Consider the following 15855-nt stretch of genomic DNA (forward strand, 5'->3'; position numbering starts at 1 on the left):
TATGAAAAAGATTCTGTTAGGCTGTATTAAGTTCTATCAGAAGTATCTATCCGGGCTGAAAGGGTATTCTACCTGTATCTATTATCCAACTTGTTCTCAATATGCAGTAGAGGCAATTGAAAAATATGGTGCATTAAAAGGTGGACTCATGGCAGCATGGAGAATACTTCGTTGTAATCCGTTTGCCAAGGGTGGATACGACCCTGTTCCTTAAAAAAGAATTACAACAATAGGGAGGAAAAAATTATGACTGTGAGTTTACTGACTGCAGCGAATTGGCCGATCGTAGGTCAGATTTGCTGGCTGTTAGGTAAAGTTATGAACTTTATCTATACAATATTAGATAATGTTTTACCAAGTGACACTGGTTTAGTTGGTTTATCAATTATCATTTATACTGTTTTGGTATATACATGTATGATGCCTCTTACCATTAAGCAACAGAGAACGTCAAAGATGACTTCTGTAATGAATCCGGAGATTCAGGCAATTCAGAAAAAATATAGAAATAAAAAAGATCAGGCTTCTATGATGAAGCAACAGGAAGAAATCCAGCAGGTTTATGATAAATATGGAACCTCTATGACTGGTGGATGTCTTCCAATGTTAATCCAGATGCCATTGCTATTTGCTCTATATCCGGTCATCTATGATATTCAGAATTATGTACCTGCAATAAAGAATGCACCTGCAGCGGTAAATAGTTTCCTTACAATTCCTGATCTTACAATATCTCCGATCACAATGATCAAGAATAGTGGTTCTTATGCATTTCCCGCAGTTGTAATTATTATTACAGCAGTTGTATTGCCGGTATTGTCTGGATTGACACAGTTCGGAAGTATCAAATTATCACAGGCAATTTCAGGACAGCAGATGGATAAAGATAATCCGATGGCAGGTACTATGAATACAATGAATTATACAATGCCTATTTTCTCTGTATTCATGGTATTTACACTGGCATCAGGTATTGGTCTTTACTGGATCGTAAGTGCGGTTGTTCGTATGGTTCAGCAAGTATTTATTAATAAGCATCTTTCTAAAATGTCTGTAGAAGATCTGATTGAAAAAAATAAAGAGAAAGCAGAAAAGAAAAAAGCACAGAGAAGTGAAAAAGCCGAAAGAATTAATGCAATGGCACAGACAAATACCAGAGGTATCAAGGATTCTGCAAAACTTAATGTATCTGGTATGAGTGAGAAAGAAAAAGAAGAAAAGATCGCAAAAGCGAAAGCAAATGCAAATAATGCAAAGGCAGGAAGTCTTGCAGCAAAAGCAAATATGGTTAAAAAATTTAATGAAAATGATTAGGGGGCGGCTGTTATGGATTATATTACTGTATCAGCAAAAAATCTGGATGATGCAATTACAGAAGCATTAATTCAATTAGGTGTAACAAGTGATCAGTTAGATTATGAAGTTATTGAAAAAGGTAGTGCAGGTTTTTTAGGAATTGGAATGAAACAAGCTGTCATTAAGGCACGCAAAAAAGTTGTTGTTGAAGAAAAGAAAGAAATTGAAGAAGTAGAGATTCCAAAGGAAGAACCTGTAAAGGAATATCCAAAGAAAGAACCTAAGAAGAAGAACATTTCTAAGGATAGAAAAGAAAAGAAAGAAAAGAAAGAAAAGCATGATGAACCTGTAAAAGAATCTTCTGCAGCTGAGAAAAAAGAAGTTGAACTTGCCAAAATTGAACCTCAGACAATAGAAGCATGTGAGAAGTTTATCTATGATGTATTAAATGCAATGGATATGAAAGATGTAAAGGTTACATCTACTGTAGATGAAGAGGGAGCACTTTCTATTGATATGGAAGGAAGCAATATGGGAATTCTGATTGGAAAACGTGGACAGACTCTTGATTCCCTTCAATATCTGACAAATAGAGTTGCAAATAAGATGCAGGATGGATATGTAAGAGTAAAACTCGATACAGAAGATTATCGCAGAAGAAGAAAAGAAACTCTTGAAAATCTTGCAAAGAATATTGCAAGTAAAGTAAAGAGAACAAGAAGAACAGTTTCTTTGGAGCCTATGAATCCATATGAAAGAAGAATTATCCACTCAGCATTACAGTCTGATCCGGCTGTATCCACACATAGCGAGGGCGAGGAACCATATAGAAGAGTTGTAGTAACACTTGTACGTAGATAAATGATAGAAAGTAGGGGTTGAAAAATCCCTACTTTCTTATTCTATTCAAATAAAGATGATAATGGAGGAAACCATGAAAAATCAATATAATACAACAATAGCAGCAATTTCTACTGCTATGAGCAATTCAGGGATTGGAATTGTAAGAATGAGTGGTTCAGACTCTTTTGAGATTGCTGATAAGATTTATAAAGGAAAGAGAGATAAAAAGTTATCAGATCAAAAATCACATACAATTCATTATGGATACATTATGGATTGTGAAGATACTGTAGATGAAGTTCTCGTAATGTTAATGAGAGGACCTCATAGTTATACAGGAGAAGATACTGTAGAAATTAACTGTCATGGCGGTGTATATATTGTAAAAAGAATTCTTGAGATACTGATTAAAAATGGTGCAAGACCGGCTGAACCTGGAGAATTTACAAAAAGAGCATTTTTGAATGGAAGGATCGATCTTTCTCAGGCAGAAGCAGTAGGAGATCTGATTGTTTCTCAAAATGAATATGCTCTTCAAAGTTCTTTACATCAATTAAAAGGAAATTTAAAAGAGAAAATTAGTAATATAAGAAATGAAATAATTTACCACACAGCATTTATAGAGACGGCATTGGATGATCCTGAACATATCAGTGTAGATGGGTATGGCGAAAAACTTAAGATTGTTTTAGATAAGTTAATGAATGAAATCAAAGTATTATTAAATACGTGTGACGATGGAAGAATTATAAAAGAAGGCATACAGACTGTTATATTAGGTAAGCCAAATGCAGGAAAGTCTTCTTTATTAAATGTGTTAATTGGAGAAGACCGTGCAATCGTTACTGATATTGCAGGAACAACCAGAGATGTTCTGGAAGAACATATAAATCTGCAGGGGATATCTTTAAATATTATGGATACTGCAGGAATTAGAAGTACAAAAGATGTTGTTGAAAAAATTGGTGTAGAAAAAGCAAAAAGCTATGCAGATAAAGCGGATCTTATTCTATACGTAATTGATGCATCCTCTCCATTAGATAAAAATGATGAAGAAATTTTTGGTATAATACAGGATAAACCATCAATTATCTTGCTAAATAAGTCAGATTTAGATATGATAGTAACGGAAGAAAACGTGAAAAAAGCATATTTTGCAAGTAATCTTGCAAAAGAAAATAATTTTAAAGAAATTAAAAAGTTTACAACTCCTATAATAGAGGTATCTGCAAAGAATAACTTGGGAATTGAAAAACTTGAAGAAGTTTTAAAAAATATGTTTTTTGAAGGAAATCTTTCATTTAACGATGAGATTTATATTACAAATATCAGGCATAAGACAGCACTTCAGGATGCTTATGCATCTTTGCAGCGTGTGATAGAAAGTATTGATTCGGGGATGCCGGAAGATTTTTATTCTATTGATTTGTTAGATGCGTATGAGTCTCTTGGAAGTATAACTGGTGAAACAATAGGAGAGGATTTGGTTAATGAGATATTCAGCAAATTCTGCATGGGTAAATAATGATGAATATGATGTGGCAGTAATCGGTGCAGGACATGCAGGGTGCGAAGCTGCACTTGCCACAGCCAGACTTGGATTTCGAACAATAGTATTTACAGTTAGTGTTGACAGTATAGCATTGATGCCATGTAATCCTAATATAGGAGGAAGTTCTAAAGGACATCTTGTCAGAGAACTTGATGCTCTGGGGGGAGAAATGGGAAAAGTGATTGACCGTACTTTTATACAGTCAAAGATGCTCAATAAGTCTAAAGGACCCGCCGTACATTCTCTTCGTGCGCAGGCTGATAAAGCGCATTATAGCAGAACGATGCGTCAGGTATTAGAAAATCAAGAGAATCTTGAAATTAAGCAGGCTGAAGTGGTCAATATATTAACGGAACATGGGAAGGTTACAGGTGTTCAGACATTTTCTGGTGCAATATATAATTGTAAAGCCGTAATACTTTGTACCGGAACATATCTGAAAGCCCGATGTATATATGGAGATGTGAGTAATAATACTGGTCCTAATGGTCTTCAGGCTGCCAATTATCTGACAGATTGTCTGAAAGAATTAGGAATTAAGATGTATCGTTTTAAGACCGGAACACCTGCAAGAATTGATAAAAATACGGTTGATTTTAGCAAAATGGAAGAACAGGTAGGCGATGATAGAGTTGTACCATTTTCTTTTACTACGAATCCAGATGATGTACAGATAGATCAGGTCTCTTGTTGGTTGACTTATACGAATTCAAAGACGCACGAAATTATTCGTAATAATTTGGACAGATCTCCGTTATTTTCCGGGATGATTGAGGGTACAGGTCCCAGATATTGTCCTTCGATTGAAGATAAAGTTGTAAAATTTGCAGATAAAGAGAGACATCAGGTATTTATTGAGCCAGAAGGCCTGGAAACAAATGAAATGTATATCGGTGGAATGTCCAGTTCTTTACCGGAAGATGTTCAGTATGCGATGTATCGTACAGTTCCAGGTCTTGAAAATGTTCGAATTGTCAGGAATGCTTATGCAATAGAATATGATTGTATTGATGCAAGACAATTGAAACCATCATTAGAATTTCGAACAATTGAAGGATTATTTAGTGGTGGTCAGTTTAATGGAAGTTCAGGATATGAAGAAGCAGCAGCTCAGGGACTTGTTGCAGGAATCAATGCTGCAAGAAAATTGCAAGAAAAAGAACCTTTGATCTTAGACCGTTCAGAAGCCTATATTGGAGTGTTGATAGATGATCTGGTAACAAAAGAAAGCCATGAACCATATAGAATGATGACATCCAGAGCAGAATATCGTCTGTTGTTAAGACAGGATAATGCTGATCAGAGATTGACAAAAAAAGGATATGAGATTGGTCTGATATCAGAAGAAAGATATCAGAGACTTTTGAAAAAAGAAGAACTGATTCAATCAGAAATAGAAAGATTAAAGCATGCTAATATTGGAAATACAGATAAGGTACAGAAATTGTTAGAATCCTTTGGAAGTACACCATTAACATCAGGATCTTCACTTGCTGAATTGATTCGTCGTCCCGAATTATCTTATGAAGCTTTAAAGGAAATAGATGTTAACAGACCAGAACTTCCTGTTGATCTTAAAGAAGAAGTAATTGAGCAGGTAAATATTTCTTTAAAATATGATGGATATATTAGCAGACAAAAAAAACAAGTAGAGCAATTTAAAAAACTTGAAAATAAAAAAATTCCAGAAGATATTGATTATGATGCAATGAAGAGTCTTAGAATTGAAGCTGTACAAAAATTAAAAGAGTATCGTCCAATTTCCATTGGACAGGCATCTCGTATATCAGGAGTATCCCCGGCAGATATATCAGTACTATTAGTATATCTCACTGGAGGGCATTAGATAACATATTGGAGCAGGGCATGAATCAATTATTAGAAATTAAATTAAAAGAATTAAATATTCAGATTAATGAAATACAAAAGAAACAGTTTGATACATTTTATTCTATGCTGGTAGAATGGAATAAAGTAATGAATCTTACAGGAATCACAGAATATGAAGAGGTTATAGAAAAACATTTTGTAGACAGTCTTTCCATTGTAAATATTTTTGATCTGTCTGAGGTAAATACTGTGATTGATGTCGGAACCGGTGCCGGATTTCCGGGAATTCCACTTAAAATTGCATTTCCTCATTTAAAAATTACACTTTTGGATTCTCTGAATAAACGTATTCATTTTTTAGATTCGGTGATAGATGAATTAAAGCTTGATGGTATATATACAATTCATGGTAGAGCAGAAGACTTTGCAAAAAAAGATGATTATCGAGAAAGATATGATTTGTGTGTATCAAGAGCAGTTGCTAATCTATCTACGTTGTCAGAATATTGTCTGCCATATATACGTGTAGGGGGTATGTTTATTTCTTATAAATCAGGTGATGTTGATGATGAAGTATTAGAATCCAAAAAAGCAATTTCAATACTTGGCGGAAAACTTGATAATGTGGTAAAATTTCAGCTTCCTGGAACTGATATTAATCGTTCTTTTATAAAAATAGAAAAAATAAAGAATACAGGAAAAAAATATCCCCGAAAAGCTGGTTTGCCTTCAAAAGAACCTTTAAAATAACAAGTTTATGTTTGTTTGGCAGAAAAAGCTCTGTATGAATTTGTCATACAGAGCTTTTTCTTATAGTTTTCTTATAATTTATTTTAGTTATGCGGATTAAAAATCATCTTCTAAAAAGATTTTTACTTGATCTATAAATTCTTTACTTCTTTCTAATTGAGGAAGATAATTTGATTTATCAATATATATAGATTCTATAGAAGGTAATATATTTTCATATTCTTTTGATATACTTTCACTTTCATCTCTTTCTTTCCCGTTAATGATATAAATGCTATTTGTTAATTTTTCTAAACAATGTTTTAGATTTACAGTTGTATAATGTCCAACAAGACTTGCAAATAAATACTTAGAAGAAGAGACGCTTGAATGGGCAGTTTCATAATATGTATTTATTAAACTGCTTTCAACATTGTGAAAGTCATAGAAAAACTTGTTATGAAATAAATCTTCGATATCTTTTTTCTTAGTCAGCATATTATATAAGAATGTTCCGATAACAGGAAAATTAATTAATTTAGCAAGAATTTTTGTTCGTTTACTTGGAATTCTTTCAAGTGTATTCAATGTTAATGGATTTACCATTAATATCTTATCGATAATTGATTGGTTATTCTGACAGGCTGCAATCGCAATTGCAGCAGATTCCCCAGTTGCTATTATATCTGTTTTACTTCCGATAACATGCTTAATAAAATCATCAATTAATTGTACATATAAATAATTAGTATATGTAAGGTTAGGTTTATCAGAACGTCCACATCCTAATAAATCTATACAATAGACGGTATTATTCTTAGATAATTCTGAAATTATATCATGCCATTCGTATCCTGAACTATAAGTGTTCAAATCATGAATAAGAAGTAAAGGTTTACCCTGGCCCTTTGCAGTATAATAAACTTTACCAAATTTCCATTCATAATAAGAACCAGATGGGTTACTCAACAAATTATCTAATGTTGCAGAAAAGTATATTATTTTATTTATCATATGTATTGCAGCTGTAGACGCACTAATTAACGTTATGCCTGTAGCAAGTTTTCTTTTCCAACCCATAATTACACCTCATTAATTATAAAAGTTTATTTTTACTATATTTATTATACTACAGATTAAAAGTAGTGTAAATGTTTCACGTGAAACATAAAATTTAATAATGTTCTGTTAGTGATTTTTTGTTGAAAGAATTATTTAGCAATAATTATAATAAAAGAAAAAATGGATTAGTTTAGTTAAAGTAATAGTTTATATAGATACGAGTATTGATGAACAAAAATATGATTATTAAAATTCTAATTAACAAGACTATTATTAGCCTTTTAACTTATGTATATGATATGTACTTTTATATACCTTATAGTCATACTTGATTTAAACTGGCTTAATTCTTTAATATAATTTGTAGAAATCAGCCAGTCTTATAGTTAGTCAATGTAATTTAGTAGAACATATTAAAATAAAAAAATAGATAAAAAGAGACAAAATCATTTAAATTAAGTTATCTTTTATTTAACAAACCACAATAAATACATACATTATATAATTATAATTTATATATATAATGCCAAAATAAAAAGGTTTAAACCCGCATGAGCTTGCTCATAAGTGGGTGAAAGGCCTTGAGACCCGCCCCCGATGTGAGCATAAAAGTGGAATATAAATCCCACAATATGCGAATATTGGGGCGGATTGCGGGAGTGCGAAGCACGGAATAATCCGTAATCATCATAGTGGGGTTTAACCCCAACATCTATATATAGGTTAAATAGAATATAAATAAATATAATTTTTTTGTTGATTGGTATAATTATAAAGTTATATATAATTATAGTTAAAAATAAATGTCTTATTTTGCTTTAATACAAAATTATAAATTAAAATTTGTTTCACGTGAAACAATAAAAACTAATATAGAGTAAATGTTTCACGTGAAACATTTATAAGAAAGCAAATATAAATAAGAATATGATTAACTATATGCTACTTTTAATATATAATTCAGTAAAATAAAAATTAACAAAAATGAAATGTTTCACGTGAAACATTTATAAAAAACATAAAATATGTAAATCGAAATAAACATTCTATGGATAACTTGTTTAAAAAGTGATATACTAGAAACATCCTGAAAGAAAGGTGATTAACAGATGGGACGAATTATAGCAATTGCTAACCAAAAAGGTGGAGTCGGAAAGACTACAACTGCAATTAATTTATCTGCCTGCCTTGCTGAAAAGGGTCAAAAAGTTCTTGCCATTGATATGGATCCACAGGGAAATATGTCAAGTGGATTGGGATTGGATAAAAATTCTGTGGAAAAGACAATATATGACTTGATAATAGGTGAATCTGAAGTAGAAGAAGTATTACAGAAAAATGCTTTGGAAAATCTGGATATACTTCCTGCAAATGTGGATTTGTCAGCGGCAGAAATTGAATTAATAGGAATTGATGAAAAAGAGTATATTGTAAAAAAAGCTATTGAAAAGATAAAAGATGCCTATGATTATGTAATTATTGACTGTCCGCCATCATTGAGTATGTTAACCATTAATGCAATGACTACAGCAGATTCAGTATTAGTACCTATTCAATGTGAGTATTATGCATTGGAAGGATTAAGTCAATTAATACATACAGTAGAGTTAGTAAAGGAAAGACTTAATCCAGTTCTAGAGATAGAAGGCGTAGTATTTACAATGTATGATGCAAGAACAAATTTATCATTACAGGTCGTAGAAAATGTAAAGGACAATTTACAGCAGAATATATATAAGACAATAATTCCTAGAAATATAAGACTTGCAGAAGCACCAAGTTATGGAATGCCAATCAACCAGTATGATGCAAAATCAGCAGGAGCAGATAGTTATAGGAGACTTGCTGATGAAGTGATGAATAGAGGACAGGAATAAATGTATAGGGGAGAATGATATGGCAGTAAAGAAAAAGGGATTAGGAAAGGGACTTGACAGTCTGATTCCAGATAACAGAAGTGTAAAGCCAGCCGAAACAGAATCAGGACCCAAAAAGGATACCATATCTGATGTTAAATCAGGCGAGCAAATGATGAAAATCAATATGGTAGAACCAAACCGAGACCAGCCAAGAAAGAATTTTGAAGAAGATGCATTATTAGAACTGGCAGATTCAATTAAACAATTCGGTGTGTTGCAGCCACTTTTGGTAAGAAAAAGAAAAGATTATTATGAAATTATCGCCGGGGAAAGAAGATGGAGAGCTGCTAAACTTGCGGGCATAAAAGAAGTACCGGTAATAGTGAAAGATTATACAGAACAAGAAATTGTTGAAATTGGATTGATTGAAAATATACAAAGAGAAAATTTAAATCCAATTGAAGAAGCAATGGCGTTCAAAAGACTTTTGGAAGAGTTTAATCTGAAGCAAGATGAAGTCGCAGAACGAGTATCTAAAAGTAGAACCGCAGTAACCAATTCAATGCGACTTTTAAAATTAAATGAAAAAGTCCAACAAATGATCATAGATGATATGATAACAACTGGACACGCAAGAGCACTTTTGGCTATTGATGATAAAGAACAGCAATATATTTTGGCAAATAAGATTTTTGATGAAAAACTAAGTGTACGTGAGACAGAAAAATTAATTAAAGATATTAAAAATCCAAAAAAACCAAAAGAAAAGAAAATTGTTGAGAATGATTTTATATACAATGATCTGGCCGAAAAAATGAAAGAAGTGATGGGAACAAAAGTAAACATCTCATCAAAAGGGAATGGTAAGGGGAAAATAGAAATAGAATATTATTCTGATAAAGAATTAGAACGTATGTTCGAAATGATAATGAGCATAAAAAGGGGAGAATAAAATATGGAAAGTAAGATACTGAAAGCACTGGGAATTGATCCAGCATTCATACTTATCTTCTTATTAATTTTAATTATTGTTCTATTCGTGTTATATGTGAATGTTACATTAAAATATAATAGATTAAAAAGTAGTTATAACACGTTTATGAAGGGGAAAGATGGAAAGACTCTTGAAGAGAGTATGAAAGAAAGAGTAGAAGAAATAGAATCTATTCTTAAAGTAACAAAACAAAATCGTATGGAAATTAAAGAAATCAACAAAAAACTAGATAGAAATTATCAAAAAGTTGGAATTGTAAAATACGATGCGTTTAATGAGATGGGCGGTAAATTAAGCTTTGCGTTAGCAATGTTAGATGGAAACAATAGTGGTTGGGTCATCAATGCAATGCACAGCAGAGAAGGATGTTATACCTATGTAAAGGAAATCCTAAAGGGTGAGAGCTATGTCGAGTTAGCTGAAGAAGAGGCAGAAGCATTAGATAAAGCAATCTTCGAGAACTATGATATGGATATCAAAGATATAAAGAATAAATAATTCAACATACGAAAAATGAGGAGGAAATGAACATGTTAGACATTAAATTTGTAAGAATGAATCCAGATGTTGTAAAGGAAAACATCAAAAAGAAATTTCAGGATGAAAAATTACCACTGGTTGATGAAGTATTAGAATTAGACCAGAAAAACAGAGATATTAAGCAAGAAGTAGAAGCACTCCGTGCTGACAGAAATAAGATTTCAAAAGAAATCGGTGCATGTATGGCACAGGGCAAAAAAGAAGAAGCAGAAGAATTAAAGAAAAAAGTTCAGGAGAATGCTGACAGAGTAGAAAGTTTGTCTGCAGAAGAAAAAGAAGTAGAAGCAAAGATAAAGAAAATCATGATGACAATTCCAAATATCATCGATCCATCTGTACCAATTGGAAAAGATGACAGTCAGAATGTTGAAATTGAAAAGTATGGTGAGCCTGTGGTTCCAGATTTCGAGATTCCATATCACACAGAGATTATGGAAAGCTTTAATGGAATTGATCTTGAAAGTGCAGGAAGAGTAGCAGGTAATGGATTCTATTATCTGATGGGTGATATTGCGAGACTTCATTCTGCAGTTCTTGCTTATGCGCGTGACTTTATGATTGGACGTGGATTCACATATTGCATTCCTCCATTTATGATCAGAAGTAATGTTGTGACAGGTGTTATGAGTTTCGCTGAAATGGATGCCATGATGTATAAGATTGAAGGTGAAGACCTGTATCTGATTGGAACCAGTGAACATTCTATGATCGGAAAATTTATCGACACAATGTTGACAGAAGATCAGCTTCCTCAGACATTGACTAGCTATTCACCATGTTTCCGTAAAGAAAAAGGAGCGCATGGAATTGAAGAACGTGGAGTATACAGGATTCACCAGTTTGAAAAACAGGAAATGATCGTAGTATGTAAGCCAGAAGAAAGTAAGATGTGGTATGACAAATTATGGCAGAATACTGTAGATCTGTTCCGTTCTATGGATATTCCGGTACGTACTTTGGAATGCTGCTCTGGTGACCTTGCAGACTTGAAAGTAAAATCTTGTGATGTCGAAGCATGGTCTCCAAGACAGAAGAAATACTTTGAAGTAGGAAGCTGTTCAAATCTTGGTGATGCACAGGCAAGAAGACTTGGTATCCGCGTAAAAGGAGCAGATGGAAAATACTTTGCCCATACTCTCAATAATACAGTTGCAGCTCCACCGAGAATGTTAATTGCATTCCTGGAAAATAATCTTCAGGCAGATGGAACAGTAAGAATACCGGAAGTACTTAGACCATATATGGGTGGAACAGAAAAACTGATACCTAAGAAATAGTATTTGTAAGGAAATAATATGCATCAATATCTGAAAGCTATTGGATTTGGAAACATCAGCAATAAAAAAGAATTGAATAAGATTCTTACACAAGTTAAAAATTCATTTACCCAGCATAATCTGATCGGACAGGATGAAGAAACTGACTTCTGTGAATATGAAAAAGAATATGGTGCGGGGATGGGAATTGCCCTGTGTGGTGATATGAATGTCGATGAATCATTTGAAAGACAATATTATTATCCATACTTTTTTGGAACAGGAATTACATCATATGCCGATGTGTGTATAGAGAAACGAATGGACAAAGAAGCATATGTTGGAATCTGTGAAGATGTAAAGATAGGGATTAACTTAATCTTTCATCTGCAAAATACAATAGAATACATGAAAGAAAGACAGATGTCAAAAAAAGGAATTAAGTATACATCCGTTACATTATCTGGACTTTCCACCGGAGGCACAATATTGCTTCCGGTGTTGAAAGATAAAGAACAAGAAAGAAGACAACAAGAAGAAGTTCATAACAGAATGTTGCTTGTAAGCGCTGCGAAAAGTGGAGATCCTTCGGCAATCGAAAGTCTTACAATGGATGATATTGATACATACTCGAAAGTATCAAGGCGTCTGGCATCGGAAGATGTATTCAGTATTGTAGACACATATATCATGCCACATGGCATTGAGTGTGATCATTATGCAATCTTAGGTGAGATATTAGAATTGCAGCAGATCATTAATGAAGAAACACAAGAACAGATTTATGTAATGAAATTAGAAGTCAATGGGTTGAATTTTGACATCTGTGTTCCGGTAAAAGAAGTGATAGGGGAACCGGCGGTTGGCAGAAGATTCAAAGGAAATGTGTGGATGCAGGGTAGGATAAACTTTTAATTGGGGACGTAGACTTTTTAAAAAAGTCTACGTCCCCAATTAAAAAATGTGGTGTACCCAAACGTAAAATACCCTGTACCCAACGTAAAATACCCTGTACCCAACCAACACTTGATTTTCTTTTCTGTAAATGTTAGAATATGAAAAGTGCAAATGTTCTCTTAGTTAAATGGATATAACAAGTGCCTCCTAAGGAAGGGGCTTGCCTGACGCCTTTGAACTATAGGAAAAAGAACTCGATAGTTCGAATCTGTCAAAGTAAGTGTTATATAGCTTGCCACCAAAGGCGAATGTATCGAGGAAAGTTGGATGGAGCAATTCATCCAGAAAGCATAAGTAATTGAATAACCGGTTACCGATCCGGAAGCTTTGAAAAGTGCCAGAAAGCCTTATTTTAAGCCAAAAATCGGATATGTCTTCGTAGCTCAGCTGGATAGAGCACTCGCCTCCTAAGAGAACGAGGAGCGGACACCTTTTGGGGAGGACCCCACCTTAAAATTTCATATACGTCTCCGTAGCTCAGCAGGATAGAGCATCCGCCTCCTAAGAAGGAGCCGCGGCTGAACCCTGAGGGAAAACAGAAAAAAGAACTTTGAGTTCGAATCGATTCTGGAAGAGACAAAATTAACAACGAAGCTTTCCCCATTCAGGCGGATGCTCTACTGTTAATAAAATGAATAATCTGATGATATCCAGCTAGTCAAAATTAGCTGAAAATCATAAAACGGTTACCGAACCAAAGTGCTGAAAACCCAGTGTTTAAGCCAAAAATCGGTAATGTCCTCTTAGTTTAACGGATAAAACAAGCGCCTCCTAAGTGGTCGGAGGTCGTCCACCAAAATTGAATAAATAGCTTATAACAGTTGAATAAACTGCTATAATATACAAGTGTTCCAGTAGCTCAGTTGGATAGAGCATTCGCCTCCTAAGCGAAGGGTCGGGTGTTCAAGTCACCTCTGGAACGCTAAAAGTACCGAGAAATCAAGGATTCCCGGTACTTTTTCTTTTGTACCGAAAAAATAATATCCTATTTTGCGTCAAATTATCATATGCATAAAAGTATATATTCTGCTAATTGGTGGGCGAACTACTTAAAACAGGATTCGAACTCTTGCTAATAGGTTGCTAATAAATTTTCCTTGCTAATATTCTGCTAATAAGGATATATCCTAATCTTTATTGAAGTTTGTGGATGCCTGGGCAATAAGATTGCTCAACATAGCAGTCAGTTCCGGTGAATTTTGAAGTGCCTGAACTACATTTGTCAAATCTGGATTATTGTTCTCATATTCAGGAGGACGAACAGATCTTAAATCACATCTTGAATAAAATGCTTCCTCAAATTTCTGAGCATTAATCTTACGATCTTCATCCAGGATATGAGCATATACATCTGTAATCATATCAATCTGTGCATGTCCTGTGTCACCTTGAGTTGCTTTTATATCGCCTTTATTGAGCTTTAACTTATATGTGGTACTGGAATGTCTCAGAGAATGGAAAACTACGTTTGGAAGTTCAAGTTTCTCCTTCAGCTTATTAAATTCCTTTTCAATAACTCTGCTTTCACTCGGTCTGCCGTTTGGAAGAGCAACAACCAGATCATAGTCATAGTATTCATCACCAAAGAAAGACTTTACTTCATCCTGTTCTTCCTTCCATTTTCTCAAGATATATGCAAGAGTTTTTGGAAGCCATACTTTTCTAATACTGGATTCTGTCTTGGGCTTTTTTAATACCAGGTTTGTGCTTGTACCGTTCATCATAGATGGAAATACCTGAATAATATCTTTTTCATCTAGAAATTGTCTGGCATCCTTGGATACTCTGGCAAGTTCCTGAACAACCATCACATGGGCATCATCAGCAGCAATATCAGCATCGCTTATATGTACATTATCCCATTGTAGTCCAATGATTTCTCCCAAACGTAATGAACACGCAAATGCAAGATTTATTGCAATATAAAGTTTTGGATCCTTGCATCCGTCCAGTGCTTTTCGAATCATTTCTGCATCCCATATATCTCTTTTCTTATAGGTCGTTTTTGGACGATTGGCTAACGGAAATGGATTTCTGGAAATTAATTCCCATTTCACAGCTTGATCAAATGCACAGCGCATAAGTTTATGTACGCTATTGATAACACCTGGAGTTACATATTCACTTCTAGGCGTTCGGTTTCTTTTAACAACGGATTTTGTTTTTTTAAGTGTCTGATAATACTCATCCACAACTTTAGGATTGATACTTTGAATCGGAACGTCGCCAATGATTGGATTAATGTAATTTGCAATCAGAGAGCAATTAGATTCATAAGTAGATAAAGCCCAGTGTGTCGTACCATAAATTTTTACGAAATCATAAAGAAAGTCGCGAACTGTAACATCCTTTGGTGGAATAAAGGTTCCATTGTTTTGCTCCGACTCTACTTCAATTTTTCTCTTTTTGGCTTCGGCGTGGGTATTATATGTTTCCCACTTTTGTTTTTTTTCTCCTTTCTCATCCTCGTAGTAATAAACAACAGAATATTTTTTCTTACGTTTAAGTATTGTAGCCATACGTTACCTCTCCTTTAATTTGACTTGCTATTTAGCCAGTCCTCAAAGGATCGTCTATTTATCCGAATAATTCTGCCGATTCGTTTGGAAATAAAGAAATTCTGTTCGCATAGTTTATATGCAGATTTATTGCTTATTCCTAAAATGACGGCAATATCCTGAACGGAATAGGTATCTGATCCACATGACTTTATAGCAGCTGATTCATGTGTAGATTTTGCTGTCATGTATACTCCTTTCTAAGACAGCATTGGAAACGTATAGCCTTACTGATCCTCTTGCATTTATTATACGTTTCTTTCTCTGTCTTGTAAATTTCAATTTTTATATTGTAAAACTTCTCAGAATCCAGTTCCTATGCCCTTCCAGGCCACGTAGAAGGCGTTACTATGTAATCTTAAAGCTGCAGGCACGCAAT

The 15855-nt window shown here is 33.9% G+C and carries 14 protein-coding genes and 1 tRNA gene; 12 read left to right on the forward strand and 3 right to left on the reverse strand.

Translation table 11 applies throughout. The features are described 5' to 3' along the window. The first annotated feature begins 1 nt into the window (after nucleotide 1). The 6 genes from yidD to rsmG all read left to right on the forward strand — a co-directional run bounded on the left by yidD (nucleotide 2) and on the right by rsmG (nucleotide 6271). Complete coding sequence (gene yidD, locus ACQRBH_RS11970; protein ID WP_235234058.1) at nucleotides 2–214, forward strand: membrane protein insertion efficiency factor YidD; 213 nt, start codon at nucleotides 2–4, stop codon at nucleotides 212–214. Nucleotides 215–246: 32 nt separating this feature from the next. Continuing rightward, nucleotides 247–1314 carry a YidC/Oxa1 family membrane protein insertase gene (locus ACQRBH_RS11975; RefSeq protein WP_235234060.1) on the forward strand — a complete coding sequence of 356 codons (1068 nt, stop codon included), beginning with the start codon at nucleotides 247–249 and terminating at the stop codon, nucleotides 1312–1314. A 12-nt stretch (nucleotides 1315–1326) separates the two neighbouring features. Continuing rightward, nucleotides 1327–2157, forward strand: a complete 831-nt coding sequence (gene jag / locus ACQRBH_RS11980) for an RNA-binding cell elongation regulator Jag/EloR (RefSeq protein WP_427744497.1) — start codon at nucleotides 1327–1329, stop codon at nucleotides 2155–2157. Between the two features lie 73 nt (nucleotides 2158–2230). Then, nucleotides 2231–3664, forward strand: a complete 1434-nt coding sequence (gene mnmE, locus ACQRBH_RS11985; RefSeq protein WP_427761870.1) for a tRNA uridine-5-carboxymethylaminomethyl(34) synthesis GTPase MnmE — start codon at nucleotides 2231–2233, stop codon at nucleotides 3662–3664. Beyond that, the gene (gene mnmG, locus ACQRBH_RS11990) at nucleotides 3630–5537 is read left to right on the forward strand and encodes a tRNA uridine-5-carboxymethylaminomethyl(34) synthesis enzyme MnmG (protein WP_427761871.1); all 1908 of its coding nucleotides are present in this window, start codon (nucleotides 3630–3632) and stop codon (nucleotides 5535–5537) included. The genes mnmE and mnmG overlap by 35 nt, the downstream gene beginning before the upstream one ends. A 20-nt stretch (nucleotides 5538–5557) precedes the next feature. Beyond that, nucleotides 5558–6271, forward strand: a complete 714-nt coding sequence (gene rsmG, locus ACQRBH_RS11995; protein ID WP_427761872.1) for a 16S rRNA (guanine(527)-N(7))-methyltransferase RsmG — start codon at nucleotides 5558–5560, stop codon at nucleotides 6269–6271. Between the two features lie 96 nt (nucleotides 6272–6367). Here rsmG and ACQRBH_RS12000 read toward each other — a convergent pair whose 3' ends face one another. Further along, the gene (locus tag ACQRBH_RS12000) at nucleotides 6368–7330 is read right to left on the reverse strand and encodes an alpha/beta fold hydrolase (RefSeq protein ID WP_427761873.1); all 963 of its coding nucleotides are present in this window, start codon (nucleotides 7328–7330) and stop codon (nucleotides 6368–6370) included. A 1091-nt stretch (nucleotides 7331–8421) separates the two neighbouring features. Here ACQRBH_RS12000 and ACQRBH_RS12005 point away from each other — a divergent pair. The 6 genes from ACQRBH_RS12005 (at nucleotide 8422) to ACQRBH_RS12030 (ending at nucleotide 13840) form a co-directional block, all read left to right on the forward strand. Continuing rightward, nucleotides 8422–9189 carry a ParA family protein gene (locus ACQRBH_RS12005; protein WP_235234325.1) on the forward strand — a complete coding sequence of 256 codons (768 nt, stop codon included), beginning with the start codon at nucleotides 8422–8424 and terminating at the stop codon, nucleotides 9187–9189. Between the two features lie 19 nt (nucleotides 9190–9208). After that, the gene (locus tag ACQRBH_RS12010) at nucleotides 9209–10123 is read left to right on the forward strand and encodes a ParB/RepB/Spo0J family partition protein (protein WP_347376708.1); all 915 of its coding nucleotides are present in this window, start codon (nucleotides 9209–9211) and stop codon (nucleotides 10121–10123) included. A 3-nt stretch (nucleotides 10124–10126) separates the two neighbouring features. Next, complete coding sequence (locus ACQRBH_RS12015; RefSeq protein ID WP_347376707.1) at nucleotides 10127–10663, forward strand: DUF4446 family protein; 537 nt, start codon at nucleotides 10127–10129, stop codon at nucleotides 10661–10663. A 32-nt stretch (nucleotides 10664–10695) separates the two neighbouring features. After that, nucleotides 10696–11982 carry a serine--tRNA ligase gene (gene serS / locus ACQRBH_RS12020; RefSeq protein WP_235232781.1) on the forward strand — a complete coding sequence of 429 codons (1287 nt, stop codon included), beginning with the start codon at nucleotides 10696–10698 and terminating at the stop codon, nucleotides 11980–11982. Nucleotides 11983–12000: 18 nt separating this feature from the next. Beyond that, nucleotides 12001–12876 (forward strand): DUF3881 family protein, encoded by an 876-nt coding sequence (locus ACQRBH_RS12025; protein WP_427744889.1) that lies wholly within the window; start codon nucleotides 12001–12003, stop codon nucleotides 12874–12876. 890 nt (nucleotides 12877–13766) lie between these two features. After that, nucleotides 13767–13840: transfer RNA gene (locus ACQRBH_RS12030), tRNA-Arg, on the forward strand. Nucleotides 13841–14045: 205 nt separating this feature from the next. Here ACQRBH_RS12030 and ACQRBH_RS12035 read toward each other — a convergent pair. Then, on the reverse strand, nucleotides 14046–15437 hold the full coding sequence (locus ACQRBH_RS12035; protein WP_427761874.1) for a site-specific integrase: 1392 nt from the start codon (nucleotides 15435–15437) through the stop codon (nucleotides 14046–14048). A gap of 14 nt (nucleotides 15438–15451) precedes the next feature. Next, the gene (locus ACQRBH_RS12040; protein ID WP_235251189.1) at nucleotides 15452–15664 is read right to left on the reverse strand and encodes a helix-turn-helix domain-containing protein; all 213 of its coding nucleotides are present in this window, start codon (nucleotides 15662–15664) and stop codon (nucleotides 15452–15454) included. Nucleotides 15665–15855 lie beyond the last annotated feature (191 nt).

The sequence above is a fragment of the Bariatricus sp. SGI.161 genome, assembly GCF_050313695.1.
In the GTDB taxonomy this organism is placed as follows: Bacteria; Bacillota; Clostridia; order Lachnospirales; family Lachnospiraceae; genus JAFBIX01.

Bases quoted from the DNA above. Each gene is read 5' to 3' on its own strand.
- yidD (WP_235234058.1), top strand. From the start codon at position 2: ATGAAAAAGATTCTGTTAGGCTGTATTAAGTTCTATCAGAAGTATCTA.
- ACQRBH_RS11975 (WP_235234060.1), top strand. From the start codon at position 247: ATGACTGTGAGTTTACTGACTGCAGCGAATTGGCCGATCGTAGGTCAG.
- jag (WP_427744497.1), top strand. From the start codon at position 1,327: ATGGATTATATTACTGTATCAGCAAAAAATCTGGATGATGCAATTACA.
- mnmE (WP_427761870.1), top strand. From the start codon at position 2,231: ATGAAAAATCAATATAATACAACAATAGCAGCAATTTCTACTGCTATG.
- mnmG (WP_427761871.1), top strand. From the start codon at position 3,630: ATGAGATATTCAGCAAATTCTGCATGGGTAAATAATGATGAATATGAT.
- rsmG (WP_427761872.1), top strand. From the start codon at position 5,558: ATGAATCAATTATTAGAAATTAAATTAAAAGAATTAAATATTCAGATT.
- ACQRBH_RS12000 (WP_427761873.1), bottom strand. From the start codon at position 7,330: ATGGGTTGGAAAAGAAAACTTGCTACAGGCATAACGTTAATTAGTGCG.
- ACQRBH_RS12005 (WP_235234325.1), top strand. From the start codon at position 8,422: ATGGGACGAATTATAGCAATTGCTAACCAAAAAGGTGGAGTCGGAAAG.
- ACQRBH_RS12010 (WP_347376708.1), top strand. From the start codon at position 9,209: ATGGCAGTAAAGAAAAAGGGATTAGGAAAGGGACTTGACAGTCTGATT.
- ACQRBH_RS12015 (WP_347376707.1), top strand. From the start codon at position 10,127: ATGGAAAGTAAGATACTGAAAGCACTGGGAATTGATCCAGCATTCATA.
- serS (WP_235232781.1), top strand. From the start codon at position 10,696: ATGTTAGACATTAAATTTGTAAGAATGAATCCAGATGTTGTAAAGGAA.
- ACQRBH_RS12025 (WP_427744889.1), top strand. From the start codon at position 12,001: ATGCATCAATATCTGAAAGCTATTGGATTTGGAAACATCAGCAATAAA.
- ACQRBH_RS12035 (WP_427761874.1), bottom strand. From the start codon at position 15,437: ATGGCTACAATACTTAAACGTAAGAAAAAATATTCTGTTGTTTATTAC.
- ACQRBH_RS12040 (WP_235251189.1), bottom strand. From the start codon at position 15,664: ATGACAGCAAAATCTACACATGAATCAGCTGCTATAAAGTCATGTGGA.